Annotated in this window: 18 protein-coding genes; 14 read left to right on the top strand and 4 right to left on the bottom strand. The window is 69.5% G+C overall.

The genetic code is table 11. The annotated features are described in order from the left end of the window. A partial coding sequence (locus tag WBL06_RS09625) for a DivIVA domain-containing protein (RefSeq protein ID WP_424455774.1) occupies window positions 1-500 on the bottom strand: 500 nt, incomplete at its 3' end. Between the two features lie 220 nt (window positions 501-720). Between WBL06_RS09625 and WBL06_RS09620 the strand changes: the two genes are divergently transcribed. Together WBL06_RS09620 and WBL06_RS09615 are read left to right on the top strand one after the other, a co-directional pair. After that, on the top strand, window positions 721-2,526 hold the full coding sequence (locus WBL06_RS09620; protein WP_424455773.1) for a hypothetical protein: 1,806 nt from the start codon (window positions 721-723) through the stop codon (window positions 2,524-2,526). 29 nt (window positions 2,527-2,555) lie between these two features. Further along, window positions 2,556-3,482, top strand: a complete 927-nt coding sequence (locus WBL06_RS09615; RefSeq protein WP_424455772.1) for a tetratricopeptide repeat protein — start codon at window positions 2,556-2,558, stop codon at window positions 3,480-3,482. Between the two features lie 153 nt (window positions 3,483-3,635). Here WBL06_RS09615 and WBL06_RS09610 read toward each other — a convergent pair whose 3' ends face one another. The 3 genes from WBL06_RS09610 to WBL06_RS09600 form a co-directional block, all read right to left on the bottom strand. After that, complete coding sequence (locus WBL06_RS09610; protein ID WP_424455771.1) at window positions 3,636-4,364, bottom strand: N5-glutamine methyltransferase family protein; 729 nt, start codon at window positions 4,362-4,364, stop codon at window positions 3,636-3,638. Next, the gene (locus WBL06_RS09605; protein WP_424455770.1) at window positions 4,357-5,055 is read right to left on the bottom strand and encodes a trimeric intracellular cation channel family protein; all 699 of its coding nucleotides are present in this window, start codon (window positions 5,053-5,055) and stop codon (window positions 4,357-4,359) included. The genes WBL06_RS09610 and WBL06_RS09605 overlap by 8 nt, the downstream gene beginning before the upstream one ends. A gap of 116 nt (window positions 5,056-5,171) precedes the next feature. Beyond that, window positions 5,172-5,906 carry an SDR family oxidoreductase gene (locus tag WBL06_RS09600; RefSeq protein WP_424455769.1) on the bottom strand — a complete coding sequence of 245 codons (735 nt, stop codon included), beginning with the start codon at window positions 5,904-5,906 and terminating at the stop codon, window positions 5,172-5,174. A gap of 54 nt (window positions 5,907-5,960) precedes the next feature. On the opposite strand from WBL06_RS09600, the gene recO reads away from it, so the two are divergent. The 12 genes from recO (at window position 5,961) to ligM (ending at window position 18,840) form a co-directional block, all read left to right on the top strand. Then, window positions 5,961-6,698 carry a DNA repair protein RecO gene (recO, locus tag WBL06_RS09595; protein WP_424455768.1) on the top strand — a complete coding sequence of 246 codons (738 nt, stop codon included), beginning with the start codon at window positions 5,961-5,963 and terminating at the stop codon, window positions 6,696-6,698. Continuing rightward, the gene (locus tag WBL06_RS09590; RefSeq protein WP_424455767.1) at window positions 6,695-7,459 is read left to right on the top strand and encodes an isoprenyl transferase; all 765 of its coding nucleotides are present in this window, start codon (window positions 6,695-6,697) and stop codon (window positions 7,457-7,459) included. Before recO ends, WBL06_RS09590 begins: the two co-directional genes overlap by 4 nt. 61 nt (window positions 7,460-7,520) lie before the next feature. After that, entirely contained in the window at window positions 7,521-8,567 is a 1,047-nt protein-coding gene (locus WBL06_RS09585) for an aminotransferase class V-fold PLP-dependent enzyme (protein ID WP_424455766.1), read from the top strand. Window positions 8,568-8,642: 75 nt separating this feature from the next. Then, a complete protein-coding gene (locus WBL06_RS09580; RefSeq protein ID WP_424455765.1) occupies window positions 8,643-9,335 on the top strand; it encodes an NUDIX hydrolase in 693 nt (230 codons plus the stop codon). Beyond that, window positions 9,332-10,594: a quinolinate synthase NadA gene (nadA, locus tag WBL06_RS09575; protein WP_424455764.1), complete on the top strand. Its 1,263-nt coding sequence runs from the start codon at window positions 9,332-9,334 to the stop codon at window positions 10,592-10,594. The genes WBL06_RS09580 and nadA overlap by 4 nt, the downstream gene beginning before the upstream one ends. Continuing rightward, window positions 10,594-12,129 (top strand): L-aspartate oxidase, encoded by a 1,536-nt coding sequence (nadB, locus tag WBL06_RS09570; protein WP_424455763.1) that lies wholly within the window; start codon window positions 10,594-10,596, stop codon window positions 12,127-12,129. The genes nadA and nadB overlap by 1 nt, the downstream gene beginning before the upstream one ends. Beyond that, a complete protein-coding gene (gene nadC / locus WBL06_RS09565; RefSeq protein WP_424455762.1) occupies window positions 12,126-12,971 on the top strand; it encodes a carboxylating nicotinate-nucleotide diphosphorylase in 846 nt (281 codons plus the stop codon). Before nadB ends, nadC begins: the two co-directional genes overlap by 4 nt. After that, entirely contained in the window at window positions 12,968-14,134 is a 1,167-nt protein-coding gene (locus WBL06_RS09560) for a cysteine desulfurase family protein (RefSeq protein ID WP_424455761.1), read from the top strand. The genes nadC and WBL06_RS09560 overlap by 4 nt, the downstream gene beginning before the upstream one ends. Further along, on the top strand, window positions 14,127-15,509 hold the full coding sequence (locus tag WBL06_RS09555) for a glycine--tRNA ligase (RefSeq protein ID WP_424455760.1): 1,383 nt from the start codon (window positions 14,127-14,129) through the stop codon (window positions 15,507-15,509). The genes WBL06_RS09560 and WBL06_RS09555 overlap by 8 nt, the downstream gene beginning before the upstream one ends. An 86-nt stretch (window positions 15,510-15,595) precedes the next feature. Then, complete coding sequence (locus WBL06_RS09550; protein WP_424455759.1) at window positions 15,596-16,459, top strand: methylenetetrahydrofolate reductase; 864 nt, start codon at window positions 15,596-15,598, stop codon at window positions 16,457-16,459. A gap of 2 nt (window positions 16,460-16,461) precedes the next feature. Continuing rightward, a complete protein-coding gene (gene purU / locus WBL06_RS09545; RefSeq protein WP_424455777.1) occupies window positions 16,462-17,361 on the top strand; it encodes a formyltetrahydrofolate deformylase in 900 nt (299 codons plus the stop codon). Window positions 17,362-17,436: 75 nt separating this feature from the next. Continuing rightward, window positions 17,437-18,840 carry a vanillate/3-O-methylgallate O-demethylase gene (gene ligM / locus WBL06_RS09540; protein ID WP_424455758.1) on the top strand — a complete coding sequence of 468 codons (1,404 nt, stop codon included), beginning with the start codon at window positions 17,437-17,439 and terminating at the stop codon, window positions 18,838-18,840. Window positions 18,841-18,922 lie beyond the last annotated feature (82 nt).

Here is an 18,922-nt window from a genome sequence, read left to right as displayed (position 1 = left end):
CCGCGCAGCGCGGCGGCCTCCCGCAACCCGTCCTGGCGGGCGGTCTCGGCCTCGGCCTGCGCGGCGGAGATGATGGCGTCGGCTTCGTCGCGGGCATCGCGAACCGTGCGCTCCGCCTCGGCGCGGGCCTCCGACACGGTGCTGTCGACGTGCGCGGCTGCTTCGGCACGCAACGAGTCGATTTCCTGCTGCACGGCCTGACGCATCCGCTCGGCGTCGATGTCGGCCTGGCTGATCAGCCGGGTGGACTGCTCTTCGGCGACGCGGAGGGTGTTCTCGAGCTTGGTGCCGAGGCCCGAGTAGGTGGGGCTCCCCACCTCGTCGAGTTCCGCCTGGAGGTCTTCGGTGACGGCCTGCAGCCGCTTGATCTCTTTGGTCTGGTCGGTCTTCTCGGCGTTGGCCTTGATCAGGTCGCGGCGTAGCTCGCTGACGACCGAGTCGACCTCGTCCTTCTTGTAGCCCCGTAGTTCGGTGCTGAAACCCGTGTCTTCGGACGCCACGTGCAACTCCCCGTTCGATGGTTCGACTTTGCGTGGATGGTTCCCGACAATGCTGGGAACCCTCGCAAGTGTAACGGCCCATCTGCCCCGCCAGACCGGGGGATGCCGCCGGGGGACAGCCGGTGAGAGGCGTCGCGTTTCAGGCGACTCCCAGGCCCCGTACAGGAGGCCAGGTATTCTGGAATGTCTTTGCCTAACTACCGCCGGGAGGTACCCACCCGTGCGATTCGTCGTCGCGATCGTCGCGCTCGTCCTCGCCGCCGCCGCTATCGGGCTCGGTGTCGCTCAGCGCACCGTGTTCGCTGGACCGGCATCCATCTCCTCGTCGGTGGTCACCGGCGACGCCCCGCTCACCGTGATCGACGCCGCGACGCTCAACGCGAACGCGGGAACGCAGTCGATCGAGCTCGCGGCCGACGGCGAGATCGTGCTCGCTTACGGCCGCACCTCCGACGTGCTGGCGTGGGTCGGCGAGGCCAGCTACAACGAGATCAGCTGGGATGCCGAGTCGCTGGAGCTGACAACTCAGGTCGTTCAGGGCTCCGAGACCGCAGCCGAGGTGCCCTCGATCGCCGGGTCGGATCTGTGGCTGCGAGAGTTCACCGGCACTGACGTTCTGACGCGCAAGATCAACGCCCCCGAGGGCATCTCGGTCATCATCGGGGTGGATCCGATCCCCGCGGACGGCACCGAGGTGACCGACGAGGCACCGGTCGAATCGACCGAAGACGGAGCCGAGGCCGCCGAGGAGCCATCGGTTCCCGTCGACGTCAGCATCACCTGGCCGCTCGACAACTCCGCCCCGGCATCCGGGCCCCTCATCGTCGGCGGCATCGTGCTGCTGCTCGTCGGACTCGGTGCGTTCCTTTGGGCCCTGGTCAATGTCCGCGGCAGCCGCGGGCCGCGCCGTTCGACCCCGAAACTGCCGAAACGACCCAAGCCGCCCCAGCTCAAGCCCGACAAGCGGCGAGGTGGCAAACCGACTCCCGAGCTGGAGCCCGCGAAGTCCGGCTCCGGCCGCCGCCGGGCCTTCGTGGCGGCAGGCTCGCTCACGGTCGCTGGTCTGTTGCTGAGCGGGTGCACCGTCGGCGTGCAGCCGGCGCCCGGCGCGAGTCCGACCCCCGACTTCGAGACGACTCCGGTGGCCGTGACCTCCGGGCAGTTCGCCACCATCCTCGTCGACGTCGTCGATACGGTGGCCGACGCCGACGCGACCGCGGATGCCACTCTTGCGACCGAAAGACTCACCGGCCCGGCGCTCGCACTGCGCACGGCCAACTACACGATCCGCGCCGCCGACTCCGCGGTCGCGCCCCTCGCGGCGATCCCGTCCGAAATCGTCGAGGTCGTGCTTCCCGAACAGACCGACAGCTGGCCGCGGCGGGTGTTCGCCGTGACCCGTGACACGGGTGTACAGGCCGTCGGGATCATGCTCACCCAGGAGTCCCCGCGCGAGAACTACAAGGCCTCCTACGTCGTCACCCTCATCGCGTCGGTGCCCAACGTCGCGCCGCCCGAGCTCGGGGCGCCGGCCCTTCCGCCGAGCAACGGCTTCGGCCTGCTGCCTCCTGAGGAACTCGCCGCCGCGTATGGCGATGTGCTGATCAACGGCGACGACAGCGAGTTCGCCGACCTGTTCGAGGCGGATGGCGACGCCCTGCGGGAGCAGATCGGCGCCGACTACAAGACGCAGCGGCGGGCCGAACTACCCTCCAGCGCGACGATCGAGTTCGCCAACGGCCCCGGTGACGATCCGGTCGTCGCCTTCAACACGAACGACTCCGGACAGCTCGTCGCGGCTGTCCTCGAAGATGTCGAGACCGTCACCCCGGTGGAGGCGGGCGCCGCCGTCAACCCGGCGGGGCAGGTCAAGGCGCTGTCGGGCAAGACGCAGTCGACTCGCGGCATCGTCGCGACCTACGGTGTGCAACTGCTGTTCTACGTGCCGCCTGCGGGCGCGACCGATCAGAAGATCATTGTGCTGGGCTACGCGCAGGGTCTCGTCGCCGCCACCGAAATCCCCTAGCGTCCACGCACCGTGCGAAGCTGGAACCGATGAGCAACCCTGGACCGAGCCTGCGCGGCGCCGTCGACCTCTCCGGCCTCGTTCGTCGGGCGAACACCCCGCCCCCTGCCCCGGGATCCGCCCCCGAACCGGCGGGCAGCGGACTCGTCGTCGAGGTCACCGAGGCGACCTTCCCGCAGATCGTTGAACTCTCCTCCCGCGTGCCGGTGATCGTCGAGCTCTACGGGGCCGGCATCGCCCCAGCTCTCGGCCCGATCGTCGAGTCCTACGGCGGACGCCTCGTGTTGGCGACCGTCGACGCTCAGGCGAACCCGGGCATCGCCGAGGCATTCCAGGTGCGCGAAGTGCCGGCTGCCGCGGGCATCCTCGGTGGTCGTCCGGTGCCGCTCTTCGTGGGCACCCCCGCCGACGAGCAGGTGCGGCAGGTGTTCGATCAACTGTTGCAGGTGGCGCAACAGAACGGCATCACCGGCGCGCTCGACCCGAACGCGCTCGCCCCAGACGGTGACGCACCCGAACCCGGGGAACCCGTCGAAGAGCCGCTGCCGCCCCTCCACCAAGAAGCCTTCGACGCGATCTCCACCGGAGATTACGCGGGCGCCGTCGCGGCCTACCGCAAGGCGATCGCGCAGAACCCCCGCGACACCCTCGCCGTCGCCGGGCTCGCCCAGGCGTCCCTGTTGCAACGTCTCGACGGTGCGGTCGCCGACGACCTGCGAGCCGCGGCCGCGGCCGCCCCGGCATCCGCCGCCGCACAACTCGCCGTCGCCGACCTCGACGTCAGCGGCGGACACCTCGACGACGCCTTCGCCCGACTGCTCGACCTCTTCCCGTCACTCGACGGCGAGGGCCGCGAGGCGGTGCGCAGCCGTCTGCTGGAGTACTTCGAGATCGCCGGCGCTGACGACCCCCGAGTCGCCGCAGCCCGCCGCCGCCTCACCCTGCTGCTCTACTGACCCTGCCCGCGGGCCGAGTGCCGCGAAGCGTGCATCGAGATCCCCGGGCAAGCCCATACCTACGGTCAGGGTCGCGGTGGGCTGCGCCCGGAACCCTGTGACGGCCCCGGGGCGCGTGACCCAACGGGTCGAAGATCGAAGACATGGTGATGATCAGCGAACGCCAACGGTGAGGGCGACGCGTCTTCCTTGGCCCAGTGCTCGTGCTGCCCCCAGCTGCTCTTCGGCGACGAGCGTGACGAGTACGCCGTCAGGTGACAACCATGAGTCCAAGTCGCGCAACACGGCACGAAGGGGATCGAGGCCGTCGGGGCCACCCGCCACGGCGAGGTCCGGTTCGTGGGTACGGTAGTCGCCGGGGATCTCGTCGAGGCGTGATGTCGGTACGTGAGGGAGATAGGCGACGGCGAGGTCGACCCGTGCCTGGAGGTCCTGCGGCAGGGCATTCCACCAGTCGCCCTCGTGCACGGTGAAGCCGTAGCGGGCGGCGTTGCAGCGGGCGTAGGCGAGCGCCGCGGGGTCGAGGTCAACGCCATGAATCTCGGCGCGGGGAAGGCGTGTGCCGAGTGCCGCGGCGATCGCGCCAGAGCCCGTGCCGAGATCGACGACGACGCGGGCGCCGGGGCGCGCCGCGACGGCGGCATCGACGAGAACCTCGGCACGCGCCCTGGGTACGAAGACGCCGGGGCCGACGGCGACCTCGACTCCCGCGAAGTTGGCCGTACCCAGAGCGTGTTCGAGGGGGATGCCGTTCGTGCGGGCGGCGACTATCTGCTCCGTCCGCTGCTCATCGGTGCCGAAGACGCGGCGGATCTCGGCGGCCTCCTCTTCGGCGAAGACGCAACCCACCGCGCGCAGCCGGGCGACGAGGGAATCAAGCATCCCGGGTGGGTGGCTTCGGTTTGCGGATGAGGCGGGGGATGCGTTCGATGCGCCGCTGCTCGGGAAGGCTCCAGCGGAAGAGCACCGCGAGCACCCGCACGGTGAAGGTCAGCACGACCCCGACGCTCGCGGCGATCGGGATGGCGACGCCGAAGCCGACGAGCACCACGATGCTGATCGCTCCGACGAGGGCGGCGACGGCGTAGAGCGAGCCGACGTGCATGAGGGCGATCGGCAGCGCCAGCAGCAGGTCACGCAGGATCGAGCCGCCGACCGCCGCGAGCACGCCGACGAAGACCGCCGGGATCTCGGGCAACCCGGCGGCGAGGGCGGCGGTCGTGCCGATCGCGCCGAACAGCCCGATCGTGAGGGCGTCGAGCACCGTGATCACCTTCGCAAGCCGCGAGAAGATTCGCTCCAGCAGCATCCCGATGAGGGCCGCCCCGGTCGCGACGGGCAGATACCAGTTGCTCTGCAGTGCCTTCGGGGTCTCGTTCAGCAGCAGGTCGCGAATGAGACCGCCACCGAACCCGGTCGCGATGCCGATGATCGCCACCCCGAGTAAGTCGAGCCGCCGATCCCGGAACTGCGCGGCGAACATCGCCCCCTGCAGCGACCCGATGCCGACGGCCAACAGGTCGGCCCAGAACGGGATGGTGAACGCGGTCAGCTCGGGGGGCACGGTCCTCATCTTTCCGTTTTCAGGAAAGGATGTGGCGGATGTGACGGGTGTGGTGAGGATCGCGGTCGGAACGCAACATCCGTCACTCCAACCCCACACCATCCTGAAAACGGAAAGCAGCTGCGCTACTTCGAGGCGCCCGAGGCGAGCCACTCGTCGAAGGTCTGGGTGCCGGAGCCGGGGAGCCCGGCGAGGTGGTGGCCGGCTGTGAAGGCCGCGAACGTCTTTCCCGGCAGGGCGATCGAGAGCACGCGGGGCTTCGCGCGGCCCGCGCGCTGTAGACGGGTGAGGATGTCGTGCGCCTCGAGGATCTCGGGGCCGCCGATGTCAGCAACCCGCCCCGCGGGTGCGCCGGTCGCGAGTTCCGCGAGCCGGGTCGCGACGTCCTCGACGCCGATCGGCTGGATCTTCAGCCCCCCGACGAACAGCCGGCCGCCGAGCATCGCGATGACCTCGCCCGGGAACGAGTGGAACTGGGTGGCGCGCAGGATCGTGAACGGGATGCCCGACGCCGCGATCGCCTGTTCGCTCGCGGCCTTGTCGCGGTAATACGCGTAAGGGATGCGGTCGACCCCGACAATCGACAGGAAGACGAGATGCGCCACCCCGGCCGCCCGCGCAGCGGCGAGCAGCCGTTCGGTGTCGGGCAGATCCTTGCGGCGGTTGGTCGCCAGGTGCACGACGGTCTCGGCTCCGGTGAGCGCCGCATTCAGTCCGGCGCCGCTCGAAAGGTCGGCGGTGGCCCGGCCGTCACCCGGGGTGCGGCTCATCGCCCGAACCTCGTGGCCTGCGGCACGGAGCTTCTCGACGAGCGGGCGCCCGGGGCCGGAGGTGGCGCCGGTGACGAGGATGTTGGTCATTCTCTCTCCTCCACCTCCCCATCATCACAGGCGGAACGCGGGAGACTTATCCCCATGGGCATGACGTATCGCGACGAAGCCGTCGTGTTGCGCACCCACAAGCTCGGCGAGGCCGACCGCATCGTGACGATGCTCAGCCGCAAGCACGGCAAGATCCGCGCCGTGGCGAAGGGCGTGCGGCGCACGGCGTCGCGCTTCGGCGCGCGGCTCGAGCCGTTCATGGTCGCCGACCTGCAGCTCTACAAGGGCCGCAGCCTCGACATCATCCAGCAGGCCGAATCGATCGGGGCCTACGGCGCCGACATCGTCGACGACTACCCGCGGTTCACCGCGGCGACCGCGATGGTCGAAGCCGCCGACCGGCTCACCGACCACGACGCCGGTCTACAGCACTACCTACTGCTCGTCGGAGCGCTGCGGTCACTCGCGAAGGCCGAGCACGCTCCGGGGCTCACCCTCGACTCGTACCTGCTGCGTGCCCTCTCGATCGCCGGCTGGGCGCCGTCGTTCGTCGACTGTGCCGTCACCGGCGAGGCGGGGCCTGGTCATTCGGCGTTCGTCGTGCAGCTCGGCGGGGTCGTGAGCGACGCCGTCGCGCCGCCCGGAGCTCCGCGCCTCGACCCCGGCACCCTCGGCGCCCTCGCCGCCCTGCTCGCCGGCGACTGGCCCACCGCGGAAGGCGCCGATGAGCGCACCCGAGCCCAGGCATCCGGCGTCGTCGCCGCCTACACGCAGTTCCACCTCGAGCGCGGCCTGCGGTCGCTGCAACACGTCGATCGGACCATCGCATGACCGGTTTGCCGATCGACTGGACGGGGCTGCGGCCGCCCTCCGTCGCAGGAGTGCCGAAGCATGTCGCTTTGGTGATGGATGGCAACGGCCGCTGGGCGAACCGGCGTGGGCTGTCGCGGGTGGAGGGGCACAAGGCGGGGGAGGCGAGCCTGCTGGATGTCGTCGCCGGCGCCATCCAAGTCGGGGTGACCCACCTGTCGGCGTATGCGTTCTCGACCGAGAACTGGTCGCGCAGCCCCGACGAGGTGCGGTTCCTGATGGGCTTCAACCGCGACGTCATCCGCCGCCGCCGTGACCAGTTGCACGAGTGGGGCGTGCGCGTGAAATGGGCCGGACGTCGGCCGCGGCTGTGGCGCTCGGTGATCGACGAACTCGAGGTCGCCGAACGCCTGACGGCGCGCAACACGACCCTCACCCTCACGATGTGCGTCAACTACGGCGGGCGCGTCGAAGTCGTGGATGCCGTGCGCAAGATCGCCGCGGACGTCGCGGCCGGGCGAATCAAACCCGACCGCATCAGCGAGAAGACCCTGCAGAAGCATCTCTACGTGCCCGATCTGCCCGATGTCGACCTCTTCGTGCGCTCATCGGGCGAGCAGCGCACGAGCAACTTCATGATGTGGCAGTCGGCCTACGCCGAGATGGTGTTCCTCGACACGCTCTGGCCCGACTTCACCCGCGAAGACCTGTGGCACGCGATCGAGATCTACGCCGGACGGGCGCGGCGCTTCGGCGGAGCGGTCGACGCCCCGCAGGCGTAGCAGTCCGGCCCGGGCGATGCGGCCTCTTGTCGCCGCGAGAACAGGCGACGAGACTCGGGCCATGGCACATTCCGCGGCGCTTGTCGCTGCGATCGATGAGTTCCGGGAACCGCGCGGGTACCTCGCGGTCGCGTCGATCGGGCTCCCGCCCGATTCCGCGGTCGCGGCGATGCGCGCCGACCTCAACGCGTGGGAGGCGGCCGACCGCGACCCGCAGGGCTACGACGCGGGAATCGCCCGTGCCCGGGAGTCGTATGCGCGCCTCGTCGGTGTTCCACCCGGCCGCGTCGCGATCGGGTCGCAGACCTCAGTACTCGCCGCCCTCGTTGCGGCAGCGGTGCCCGAGGGTGCCGAAGTGCTGATGCCCGAGGGCGACTTCTCGTCGATCGAGTTCCCCTTCCTGCAGCGGGCGGGAATCCGTACCCGGGTCGTTCCACTCGAAGCGCTCGCCGAATCGGTGACGGATGAGACCTGGCTCGTCGTCTTCTCGCTCGTGCAGTCGGCGACCGGGGTGGTGGCCGCGACCGACGCGATCCTCGAGGCGGCCGCGCGACATGACGCGTTCACGTTCTGCGACGTCACCCAGGCGGCCGGGGTGCTGCCGGTCGACGCGAGCCTGTTCGACGTCACCGTGTGCCACACCTACAAGTGGTTGTGCTCGCCGCGCGGCGTCGCGTTCCTCACACTCCGCGAGCGCTTCGACCCGCTGCTCGCACCTCTGCAGGCTGGCTGGTATGCGGGCGACGACGTGTGGACGAGCACCTACGGCCCGACGATGCACCTCGCGACCGACGCGCGGCGTTTCGACGTGTCGCCGGCGTGGCAGGCCTGGATCGGCGCCGAACCGGCGATTGCCCTCTTCGCGGGACTCGACATCGCCGAGGTGTGGGCCCTCACGAGCGGACTCGGCGACGCGCTGTGTGAGGCGGTCGGCATCCCGCCGCAGCATCAGGCGATCGTCACCTGGCCGGATGCGTCGGGTGGCGACCTGAAGAAGCTCATCGACGCCGGCATCCGGGTCTCGGGTCGCGCCGGACGCCTACGCGCGTCGTTCCACCTCTGGAACGACCTCTCCGACGTCGAAGCCGTTGCCCGAGTGATCGGGTAGGCCCCGGTTAGGGTCGCGCCGACCTTAAGTGATATCCTCTGTTCGGGTCATATCGACCTTTACTAAGGGGGTCAGGTGAGCACGCGGATCGATCTCGCCGTGTCGACGGTGATCTTCGCGCTGCGCCCCGAGGGGGATGAGGCCGAGCTGTCGATCCCGCTCGTACGCCGCACCCGCGACCCGTTCGCCGGCCGGTGGTCGCTTCCCGGCGGGGCCGCCGAGCCCGCCGAGAGTCTCGACGACACCGCCGCGCGCAAGCTCTTCGAGACCACCGCCCTCCGCCCGGCATACCTCGAGCAGCTCTACGCGTTCGGCGACCCCGACCGCTCGCCGACCGGACGCGTCGTGTCGGTCGTGTACTGGGCGCTCGTGCGCGCCGAGCTCGCCGACCGCGCGGTTGAAGACGACAACGTGCGCTGGTTCGCCGCCGACGAGCTGCCCGACCTGGCCTTCGACCACAACCTCATCGTGCGGTACGCCCTCTGGAGGCTGCGCACCAAGATGGAGTACTCGCGCATCGCCCACGCCCTGCTCGGCGAGACCTTCACGCTCGCCGAACTGCGTCGCGTGCACGAGATCGTGCTGGAGCGGCCCCTCGACCCGGCCAACTTCCGCCGGCACATCGAAGCCTCGGGTGTGCTCGTCGACACCGGCGAGACGGTGCCCGGCGGCCGCCACCGCCCGCCGCGCCTGTATCGCTACGACACGACCTTGCAGCTCGCCGACAACGGCCCGCTCACCCGCCCCACCCCGGAGGAATCGCAGTGACCTCGATCGACGTGCTCATCCGCTCCGCGCCCGACGAGGCGTGCAGCACCGACCTCGCGAAGGGGCCGTGGGAGTTCGACGCCGCGCCCGGCTACGGCCCGGGGTCGAGCATGGGCGACGTCATCCCGACCGGTTCACCTCGGCAGGGCGAGCTGCCCGCCGCGTACCGGGAAGCCGACGCCGCCGACCTGCACGCCCGCATCCGCGCCGCGAAGGCCGCCCTCGGCGAGCGGGTCGTCATCCTCGGGCACTTCTACCAGCGCGACGAGGTCATACAGCACGCCGACTTCCTCGGCGACTCGTTCCAGCTCGCGAACGCCGCGCAGACGGTGCCCAACGCCGAGGCGATCGTGTTCTGCGGCGTGCACTTCATGGCTGAAACGGCCGACATCCTCGCCCGGCCGGGGCAGGACGTCATCCTGCCCAACCTCGCCGCGGGCTGCTCGATGGCCGACATGGCCGACGAAGACAGCGTCGAGGAGTGCTGGGCGCAACTCGAAGAGCTCTACGGAACCGAGGAGGATGCCGACGGCCGCGCGCCCATCATCCCGGTCACGTACATGAACTCCTCGGCCGCGCTCAAGGCGTTCTGCGGCCGGCACGGCGGCATCGTCTGCACCTCGTCGAACGCCGAAACGGTGCTCGAGTGGGCGTTCGAGCGCGGGCAGCGGGTGCTGTTCTTTCCCGACCAGCACCTCGGCCGCAACACCGCCAAGAAGATGGGCGTGCCACTCGAGCGGATGCCGATGTGGAACCCGCGCAAACCGCTCGGCGGCAACACGGCCGAGGAACTGCAGGATGCCCGCGTGGTGTTGTGGCACGGCTTCTGCAGCGTGCACAAGCGCTTCACCGTCGCCCAGGTCGAGCGGGCGCGGGCCGAGCACCCCGGCGTGCGGGTGATCGTGCACCCCGAGTGCCCGATGCCGGTCGTCGACGCCGCCGACGAGGCGGGGTCGACCGACTACATCCGCAAGGCCGTCGCCGCCGCGACCGAACCCACGACGTTCGCGATCGGCACCGAGATCAACATGGTCAACCGGCTCGCCGCCGAGCACCCGCAGCACGAGATCTTCTGCCTCGACCCGGTGGTGTGCCCGTGCTCCACGATGTACCGCATCCACCCGGGGTATCTCGCGTGGGTGCTCGAGGAACTGGTCGCCGGGCGGCGGCCCAACCTGATCCGGGTGCACGAGCAGGTGGCGGCGGATGCGCGCGTCGCCCTCGACCGGATGCTCGCCGCGAAGCCGAAGGGGGCCTGATGCGCGTCGTTGTCGTCGGCACGGGCATCGCGGGGCTCATCGCGGCGCACCGGGCGAGCGAGCGCCACGACGTCGTGCTCGTCACGAAGTCGCGCCTCTCTGAAAGCAACACCCGGTACGCGCAGGGCGGTATCGCGGTGGCGATGTTTCCCGACGACTCGGTCGAGAGCCACATCGCCGATACTCTGCGCGCGGGCGCAGGCCTGTGCGACCCGGGCGCGGTCGAGGTGCTGTGCGCCGAGGGGCCGCAGCGGGTGCGCGACCTCATCGCCCTCGGCGTGGAGTTCGACAGAGTTGCGGGCGAGGGGGCCGAGGGCGAGCTGGTGCGCGGCCACGAAGCGGCGCACTCCTCGCGCCGCGTGCTGCACGCCGGCGGGGATGCGACCGGGTTCGCGATCGAGTCGGCCCTGTTGCGCGCGGTGCGGCGGCGGGCGATCGAGGTGCACGAGCACACCTTCGTGACCGATCTGGTGATGGATGCCGGCGAGGTTCGCGGCGTCGACGTTCTCTCCGCCGGCGGGGCGGCCCATCGCATCCCGGCCGACGTCGTCGTGCTCGCGAGCGGCGGTGCGGGGCAGCTGTTCCGCCACACCACCAACCCCGAGGTCGCGACGGGCGACGGCATCGCCGCCGCGTGGCGGGCGGGTGCCGCGGTGTCGGATCTCGAGTTCTACCAATTCCACCCGACCGCGCTCGCGTTGCCCGGCAATCACCTGGTCTCCGAGGCGGTGCGCGGTGAGGGCGCGGTTCTGCGTGATGCCGAGGGCCAGCGATTCATGGTCGACCTGCATGCGGATGCCGAGCTCGCGCCTCGCGATGTCGTCGCCCGGGGGATCGCGCAGGCGATGGCGTGGCAAGGCGGGAAGCCCGTCGTCCTCGACGCGACGGCGCTCGGCGCGGAGTTCCTGCGCGCGAGATTCCCGGGCATCACCGCCGCGTGCGCCGAGCGCGGCATCGACTGGACGGTGACTCCGATGCCGGTGACCCCAGCAGCGCACTACGCGATGGGCGGCATCCCCACCGACATCGACGGCCGCACGACGCTGCCCGGACTCTTCGCGGTCGGCGAGGCGGCGTGCACGGGTGTACACGGCGCCAACCGGCTCGCCTCCAACTCGCTGCTTGAGTCGCTCGTGTTCGCCTGGCGGGCCGCCGACGCGCTCGAGGTGCCCGGCTCTCCGCTCGAACTCATGGCCGAATCATCCGCCTTGGTCCCCGTTGCGGGCGCTGCCCCGGTCGACCGTGGCGCGCTGCGCGAACTCATGTGGAAGCACGCGGGCCTCGAGCGGGATGCCTGCGGGCTCACCGAGGCTGCCGCCGTGCTCGCCGGGTGGCGGGCTGACGATCCGACGCCCGCCGGGCGGGAAGACGCCAACCTGCTCGACCTCGGCAGGCTGCTCGTGCACGCCGCCCTGCGACGCGAGGAGTCGCGCGGCGCGCACTTCCGCACCGACTTCCCCGCACCGAGCGAGGCGTGGACGCACTCGGTGCACGACGCCCTCCCGGCCGCGCGGGCAGCCGAGGCCGCCGCATGAGTGCGATCGACGACATCATCCAGCGCGCTCTCGACGAGGACGCGCCGTGGGGTGACCTCACCTCGGAGGTCTTCCTGCCGGCTGATGCACGGGCGACGGCGGCACTCGTCGCGCGTGAGCCGGGGGTGTTCAGCGGGGCCGACGTGTTCGCGCGGGTCTTCGGCCTCGTCGACCCGGCGACGACCGTCGAACTGTTGGTGGCCGACGGTGGACGCTTCGAGGTCGGCACCGTGCTTGCCCGCGTCGAAGGATCCGCCCGGGCGGTGTTGCGCGCCGAGCGGATCGCCCTCAACCTCACGCAGCGGATGTCGGGCATCGCGACGCTCACGGCCCGCTATGTCGAGGCGGCGGCGGGCACAACCGCCCGCATCGTCGACACCCGTAAGACCACGCCGGGGCTGCGGGTGCTCGAACGCCAGGCCGTGCGCGACGGCGGCGGACACAACCACCGCTTCTCGCTGTCGGATGCCGTGCTCGCGAAAGACAACCACCTCGCGGTGCTCGCGGCCGCCGGGGTGCCGATCGGCGATGCCATCCGCGCCGCGCGCGCCCGCATCGGCCACACCACCCACCTCGAGGTCGAGGTCGACCGGCTCGACCAGATCGAACCCGTCGTCGCGGCGGGAGTCGACACGATCATGCTCGACAACTTCACGCCCGACGAGTTGCGCGAAGGCGTCGCGCTCGTCGCCGGCCGCGCCCTCGTCGAAGCCAGCGGTGGGGTGAGCCTCGACACGGTCGCCGCGATCGCCGCGACGGGCGTGGATGTCATCTCGGTCGGTGCACTCACCCACAGCCCGCGGGCGCTCGACCTCGGGCTCGACGTGGAGGTACGCGCGTGAGATTCAACCTCGACCACGCCGCCGCGAGCCCCGTGAGCCCCGCGGTCGTCGCGGCCCTGACGACGTTTCTGACGACAACCGACTCGGCCAACCCGTCGAGTCGGCACGAGCCGGGGGAGCGGGCCGCACGCGCACTCGCGGATGCCCGGGCGCAGATCGCCGCGGAGCTCGGCTGCCGTCCCGGTGAGCTCGTGCTCACCTCGGGCGGCACCGAGGCCGACAACCTGGCCATCAAGGGGATCGCGCTGGCCGATCCCCGCGGTCGGCACATCGTGATCTCTCGGCTCGAGCACGAAGCGGTGCGGGAGAGCTGCGAGTACCTGCGGCGCGCCCACGGCTTCGAGATCGAGGTGCTGCCGGTCGACGAGGCGGGTCGCGTGAGTCCCGCCGCGCTCGGACACGCGATCCGCGCCGAGACGACGCTGGTGTCGATCGCCTACGCGAGCAACGAGCTCGGAACCGTCCAACCGATCGCCGACCTGGCGGCCGTGGCGCGTGCCGCGGGTACCCGCATGCACGTCGACGCGGTCCAAGCGGCCCCGTGGTTCGACGTCTCGCCCGCCGCACTCGGGGTCGACGCCGTGAGTATCGCCGGGCACAAGCTCGGCACGCCCCCGGGCGTCGGGGCGCTGCTCGTGCGTGCCGGCGTGCCGCTGGAACCGTTGCTGCACGGCGGCGGCCAGGAGCGCGGGCGCCGCGCCGGCACCGAGAACCTCCTCGGAGCGATTGCGCTCGCCGCGGCTCTCGCCGATCGGCCACGCCTGCGGATGTCGGCGGGTGCGATCGCCGCAGCCCGCGACATCCTCATCGACGGCGTCCTGCGCGACGTGCCCCGCAGCATCCTCACCGGGTCGCGACAGCACCGCCTACCGGGCCACGCTTCGTTCTGCTTCCCCGGAACCGCCGGCGAGGCGGTGCTGATCGAACTGGGGATGGGCGGCATCGTCTGCTCGAGCGGATCGGCGTGCGCCGAGGGGTCCGACGAGCCCTCGCCGACGCTGCTCGCGCTCGGGATCGCGCCCGAAGTGGCACAGACGGCGGTGCGCTTCAGCTTCGGCGCGGGGTTCACCCCGGCGGTGGCCGAAACCGTCGTCGCCGAGATCGCTGCTGCGGTGGCGTCAGTGTCGGGGATGGCGCGCCGGTATTCTGGCCAGGATGCCTAGTCCCACCCCGCTCGACTCGATCATCTCGCTCGCGAAGCGTCGCGGCTTCGTCTTCCAGTCCGGCGAGATCTACGGGGGATCCCGCTCCGCCTGGGACTACGGGCCGCTCGGCACCGCGCTGAAAGAGAACATCAAGCGCGAGTGGTGGAAGTTCATGGTGCAGACGCGCGACGACATCGTCGGCATCGACTCCTCCGTCATCCTGCCCAAGCGCGTGTGGGAGGCCTCCGGCCACGTCGCGGTGTTCTCCGACCCGCTCGTCGAGTGCCTGAGCTGTCACAAGCGCTACCGCCAAGATCACCTGCTCGAAGCCTTCGAAGAGAAAAAGGGCCGCTACCCTGCGAACGGCATGGCCGACATCGCCTGCGAGAACTGCGGCACGCGCGGTCAGTGGACCGAGCCACGTGAATTCAGCGGCCTGCTGAAGACCTACCTCGGCCCGGTCGACGACGAGGCGGGCCTGCACTACCTGCGTCCCGAGACGGCGCAGGGCATCTTCGTGAACTTCGCCAACGTGCTCTCGAGCGCCCGGATGAAGCCGCCGTTCGGCATCGCCCAGGTCGGCAAGAGCTTCCGCAACGAGATCACCCCCGGCAACTTCATCTTCCGAACCCGCGAGTTCGAGCAGATGGAGATGGAGTTCTTCGTGCAGGAGGGCACCGACGAGGAGTGGTTCACCTACTGGATCGACCAGTGTGAGCAGTGGTTCCTCGGCCTGGGGCTCACGCCTGAGAATCTGCGGCGCTACGAGCATCCGAAAGAGAAGCTGTCGCACTACTCCAAGCGCACCGTCGACCTGGAGTACCGCTTCGGCTTCGCCGGCAGTGAGTTCGGCGAACTGATGGGTGTCGCCAACCGCACCGACTTCGACCTGTCGACCCACTCGAAGGAGTCGGGCGTCGACCTGTCGTACTTCGACCAGACCACGAACGAGCGCTGGACGCCGTACGTGATCGAGCCGGCGTTCGGGCTGACGCGCGCCCTGATGGCGTTCCTCGTCGACGCGTACGCCGAAGACGAGGCCCCGAACACGAAGGGCGGCGTGGACAAGCGCACCGTGCTGCGGCTCGACCGCCGACTCGCGCCCGTGAAGGTCGCCGTGCTGCCGCTGTCGCGCAACGAACAGCTCTCGCCCGTCGCGAAGGAGCTCGCCGCCGACCTGCGGCAGGACTGGATGATCGAGTTCGACGACGCCGGCGCGATCGGGCGCCGCTACCGCCGTCAGGATGAGATCGGCACCCCGTTCTGCGTGACCGTCGACTTCGATTCATTGGAAGACAAAGCCGTGACCGTCCGGGAACGCGACACGATGGCGCAGGAGCGGATCTCTCTCGATCGACTGAAGGGGTATCTCGCCGAACAGTTGAAGGGCTGATTCCGCTCATCGGAACCGTTACTGGACAACTACCTATGGTGATAGGTAGTCTGTCTCGCGACGACGATGTCGGAAGGAACACCCTCATGGCGACCGCTGAATCTGCCAACTACACCCCCGCCCAGCTGCTCGAAGACTTCTCGCTCGAGATGACGGGCAAAGACGTGCCCGGCCTGCTCGAAGCGGCACCGTTGCTGCCGCGCGGCACGCGCGTCAACGTGACCTTCCTCGGCAACGAAGACCTCGAGATGCGCCTCGTCGCCTCGAAGGCCGTGCTCGACCACGGCTTCGTGCCGGTGCCGCACATCTCCGCCCGGCGGTTGTCGTCGCAAGCGCAGCTCGAGGAGTTCCTCGGCGCGCTGCAGGCGCAGGGCACCTCGACGCACGTGTTCTCGGTCGGCGGCGACCCGTCGACGCCCGAGGGTCCGTACGAGGACTCGCACGACGTCATCAAGACCGGCCTGCTTCAGCAGTTCGGCGCGAAGGACATCTCGATCGCCGGCTACCCGGAGGGTCACCCCGACATCTCCGACGAACAGCTCTGGACGGCGATCACCGGCAAGCACGCGACCCTCACCGAGCAGGGCACGCCGGGCACGATCCTCACCCAGTTCGGGTTCGACGAAGACCCGGTCGTCGCCTGGATCGAGAAGGTGCGCGCCGCGGGCATCGACTACGAGATCCGTGTCGGCGTTCCCGGCCCGGCCGGCATCAAGCGGCTGCTGTCGTTCGCCGCCCGGTTCGGCGTCGCGTCGAGCGCCGGAATCGCCAAGAAGTACGGCCTGTCGCTCACCAACCTCATGGGCACCGCCGGCCCCGACAAGTTCATCAAACGCCTCGCCAAGAAACTCGACCCCGCCACGCACGGTGTGGTGAAGTTGCACTTCTACACTTTCGGCGGACTGACCGCGACATCCGAGTGGATCCGCGACTTCAAGGAGAAGCTGTGACCATGACCGACGCCAAGCCGACTGCGGCACAGGCGCCCGCGGGCCGTTCGAACCAGGCCGTCCTCATCGTGCACGGTGCCGACCGCCCGGGCATCGTCGCGGCGGTCTCGTCGACGCTGTCGCAGCACGGCGCGAACATCGTCGCACTCGACCAGTACACCGACGATCCCGAGGGCGGCCAGTTCTTCCAGCGCACGGTCTTCGACCTGCCCGACCTGGTGGTCAACTCCCCGGCGCTCGAAGCCGACCTCGAGCAGATCCTCGGCACAGACCTCGGGATGACGTGGACGCTGACGCACCGCGCAAGCCCGAAGCGGGTCATCATCCTGGCCTCGAAGAGCGACCACTGCCTGCTCGACCTGCTCTGGCGGCACCGCCGCGGTGAGATCCCGATGGCCGTGCCGATGGTGATCAGCAACCACACCGACATGGCCGAAGACGTGCGCTCGTTCGGCATCCCGTTCTTCCACGTGCCGAGCGTCACCGGAGCCGACAAGTCGGTCTCGGAGAACAAGATCGTCGACCTCATCACGGGCAATGCCGACCTCGTCGTGCTGGCTCGGTACATGCAGATCCTGTCGGAGGGCTTCCTTGAGAAGGTCGGCGTTCCGGTGATCAACATCCACCACTCCTTCCTGCCCGCGTTCATCGGCGCGGGGCCCTACAAGAAGGCGAAGGAGCGCGGCGTCAAACTCATCGGTGCGACCGCCCACTACGTGACCGAAGAGCTCGACGAGGGCCCGATCATCGAGCAGGACGTCGTGCGCGTCAACCACGCCGACACGGCCAGTGATCTGCAGCGCAAGGGCGCCTACGTGGAGCGCGAAGTGCTCTCCCGTGCCGTGCTCGCGCACTGCGAAGACCGCGTCATCCGCGCCGGTCGCCAGACCATCGTCTTTTAGCACCCCCGGGCCCGTCCGGGCCCTTTTACACCCACACAACACCTATTTCCATAGGTATTCAACGGAGAAGGAACCATGGCAAAGAACCTCACCGAAGCCATCGCCGCGGCCGGCAGCCCCGTCGAACTGCTTCGCAACTCGCAGATCGGCTCGTACATCTATCCCGTCGTGCCGGCCGACTTCCAGAACTGGATCAAGGAGCAGCAGGCCTGGCGCCAGACGGCCGTGCTCTACGACCAGTCGCACCACATGGACAACGTCTTCCTCAAGGGTTCCGACGCGATCAAGCTGATCTCCGACACGGCGATCAACTCCACCGCCGTCTTCCCGGTCGACAAGGCCAAGCAGTATGTGCCGACCACGGCATCCGGTCATGTCATCGGTGACGGCATCCTGTTCCGCGAAGCGGAAGACGAGTACGTCTATGTCGGCCGCGCGCCGGCATCCAACTGGCTCATGTACCACGGCGAGACCGGCGGCTACCAGAACCTGGATGTCGTGGTCGACCGCCGCTCGAACTCGCGCCCCTACGGCGACGCGGTGTCGCGCAGGTACTACCGCTTCCAGATTCAGGGCCCGGCCGCGTGGTCGGTCATCGAGAAGCTCAACGGCGGGCCGCTCGAGCAGCTGAAGTTCTTCACGATGTCGACGATGAACATCGCCGGCAAGACGGTGCGCACGCTGCGTCACGGCATGGCCGGCGCCCCCGGCCTCGAGCTGTGGGGTCCCTACGCCGACCACCACCTCATCCGCGACGCGATCGTCGAAGCCGGCAAGGAGTTCGGTCTCGTGCCCGTCGGGTCGCGTGCCTACCCGTCGAACACGCTCGAGTCGGGCTGGATCCCGTCGCCGCTGCCCGCGATCTACACGGGCGCCGAAGAGCAGGGCTACCGCGACTGGCTGCCCGGTGACTCCTACGAGGCCACCGGCACCCTCGCCGGCTCGTTCCTGTCGAAGAACATCGAGGACTACTACCTCACCCCGTGGGAGCTCGGCTACGGCTCGTTCGTGAAGTTCGACCACGACTTCATCGGCCGCGACGCGCTCGAGAAGATCGACCCCGCGTCGCAGCGCAAGAAGGTCACGCTCGCCTGGGATGCCGACGACGTCACGAAGATCTTCGCGTCGCTGTTCGACGTCGACGGCCCGTCGCACAAGTTCTTCGACCTGCCGCTGGCGAACTACGGCTCGGCCAACTACGACGCCGTCGTGGATGCCGACGGCACGGTCGTGGGCTACTCGATGTTCACCGGCTACAGCTCGAACGAGAAGCGCGCGCTGTCGCTCGCGACGATCTCGCCCGACGTGCCCGAAGGCACCGAGCTGCGCGTGCTGTGGGGCGAGAACCCGAACACGTCGAAGGCCACTGTCGAGAAGCACGAACAGCTTCCCGTGCGGGCCGTCGTCAGCCCGGTCCCGTACTCGACGGTCGCCCGTCAGTCGTACCAGGGTGGCTGGCGCACCGGCTACCAGGGCTGAAAATCGCTGGTCGAGTAGCGTCGCGCGAAGCGTGACGCGTGTCGAGACCTTAGGGTCGGATGCGGAGAGAAGTTCGTCTCCG

The sequence above is a fragment of the Pseudolysinimonas sp. genome (genome assembly GCF_049651805.1).
Classification (GTDB): Bacteria; Actinomycetota; Actinomycetes; order Actinomycetales; family Microbacteriaceae; genus Pseudolysinimonas_A.
Note: the sequence above shows the minus strand (reverse complement) of the source record. Positions and strands in the feature narration are given on the sequence as shown.